Here is a 1,826-nt window from a genome sequence, read left to right on the forward strand (position 1 = left end):
TGCCGCCAGTGCGCTCATGCCCTGCGCGCAAGTCAAAATCCGCGACTGATGCGCGCCATAAACCGCTACGCGGGTGGCATTTTCCGGGATAAAAATCAGCTCAGGGATCAGCTTTGGCCGCCGTGGCAATAAAGCGTAGAGATCGCGATGCTGCCTGAATTGCGCACCTGATAGTAGCGTGGACATATGCGTGGTTTTCATTTACTGCAAGACTCCCTTCAGATGGCTGGCCAGCAATGCTGTTCCCTGCGCCTGCGAAACACGACGGCTGCCGCGACAATCGCAGCCGTGCAGCGCGACGACATGACTGCTGGCGGTACGGTTGCTGCTGAAGCTGACCGCCGTCAGATTGCCAAACTGCTCTTCCGGCAAGCTGGCATACTGCTTCAAACGTAAACTGGCCATCATCACCAGCGCAGGCGTAAAGCCCTGTAACGCGTTATGCGGCTGTTGTTCGTGAAAGCGCTGTAAATTAAGGTCCATCATCGCCGTTCGCGGCGTTTCCACCAGGCTAAGAAGACGCTTCGTTGTGCACGCGTAGCAGGCTGTTTTTCCTGGCACCACCAGCGGACCACAGCGTAACTGATGATCGCTCAGCACCACGCAGGCATGAGGGATCCCCGCCTGCAGTAACCGGGCGGTAAGCTCTTCAAGCTTAACCGGCGCGCCGCCAGTAAGCACAATGCCGACAAACGGCGTTTCGCTACTGTACCAGGAACGATCCAGCGCGGCGGCCAGCGTCAGCGACGTAAAGCCTTCCTGCCGGCACAGATAATCGGCAACTTCATGACCAAACGCCGTCTCACTGACAATAATCATGGCAACTCTCCTTCATGCAAAAGGCTGCGGCCACGGATTGATCGTGACCTTGTCGCCTGTTTGCTCGCTTAGCCGTTGCTGCTGTTGCAGCAAACGAGGATGGCCGAGATAACGGGCGCGATAGCTTGATGTCATTGGTAATAACTCCGGGATTACCGCACGCACGACATGCAGCCCCGCCTCACGCAGGTCATCCGTGGTCATATCTACGATCACCACATCCATGCCAAGCTGGCGAAAACGGGCAACCAGCTGCTTCAACTGTGCGGCCGGCTGCTGAGGTAAGCCCGCCTGAAGCTGGCTAATCGCCACTTCCCCACTGCTGTTGGTCAGGAAATCAAAGGCGGGACGTTGTTCCGCACGCCCCATAAAAACAGCGCCGTGTTCCAGCGCGATAAAATCGCGCATATCCTTCGGCAAAGACAGTTCGTGTTCCAGCACCGAACGGCCCATCGCGCTTTCGCGGATCATCTTGCCGCAGCTATCCCAGGGATCGAAACTGGTTGAACAGTTGACAAACTGGGCGGAGGTCGGGTGTCCGGGCCGCAGCTGTAGCCCATAGACAGTCGGCACGCCGACATCGGTCGTCGCGTCGAAAAAGTACTGTTCAAGTCCGCTGGTAGCCAGACGGGTAAACTTCTCCTCCAGGCGATCCGGGACGGGCTGATCGAAGCGAATACGCGGCAGCGGCATTTGCAGCAGCCAGGTCAGGGCAATCGCGTCGCGCTCAATGATTTCGTTGATCGCGGTAACGGTCGCCATGGTCAGATCGGTATGAGCTGCGACGCCGGTGGAAATGGGTAACCAAAACAGTTCGCTTTCCCAGGGCCTGACGTAGAGATGAGACATGATTAGCGGCACTTTGCGCGGGCGGTCTGCCGTTAACGAGTAGCCTTCAACCCACCGCAAAGGCAAGCTGTCATCTATTGGCTTCACCGGACAAAGTGGGTCCGCCAGCTCCTGCTCGCTGCAGCAAGGAAGCGTATTGGCAGCAACGCCCTCAGCAC

The 1,826-nt window shown here is 57.7% G+C and carries 3 protein-coding genes; all 3 read right to left on the reverse strand.

From position 1 onward, the window contains the following. A partial coding sequence (locus WH277_RS00200; RefSeq protein WP_339503655.1) for a hypothetical protein occupies window positions 1-201 on the reverse strand: 201 nt, incomplete at its 3' end. Beyond that, entirely contained in the window at window positions 202-819 is a 618-nt protein-coding gene (locus WH277_RS00205) for a hypothetical protein (RefSeq protein ID WP_339458490.1), read from the reverse strand. It lies immediately after the preceding gene. A 12-nt stretch (window positions 820-831) separates the two neighbouring features. Beyond that, a partial coding sequence (locus WH277_RS00210) for a YcaO-like family protein (RefSeq protein ID WP_339503657.1) occupies window positions 832-1,826 on the reverse strand: 995 nt, incomplete at its 5' end.

It is taken from the genome of Erwinia sp. MYb416 (assembly GCF_037479575.1).
GTDB lineage: Bacteria > Pseudomonadota > Gammaproteobacteria > Enterobacterales > Enterobacteriaceae > Erwinia > Erwinia rhapontici.

What these genes read in the sequence shown, in the direction of transcription:
- WH277_RS00205 (WP_339458490.1), bottom strand. Translation starts at nt 819, where the DNA reads ATGATTATTGTCAGTGAGACGGCGTTTGGTCATGAAGTTGCCGATTAT.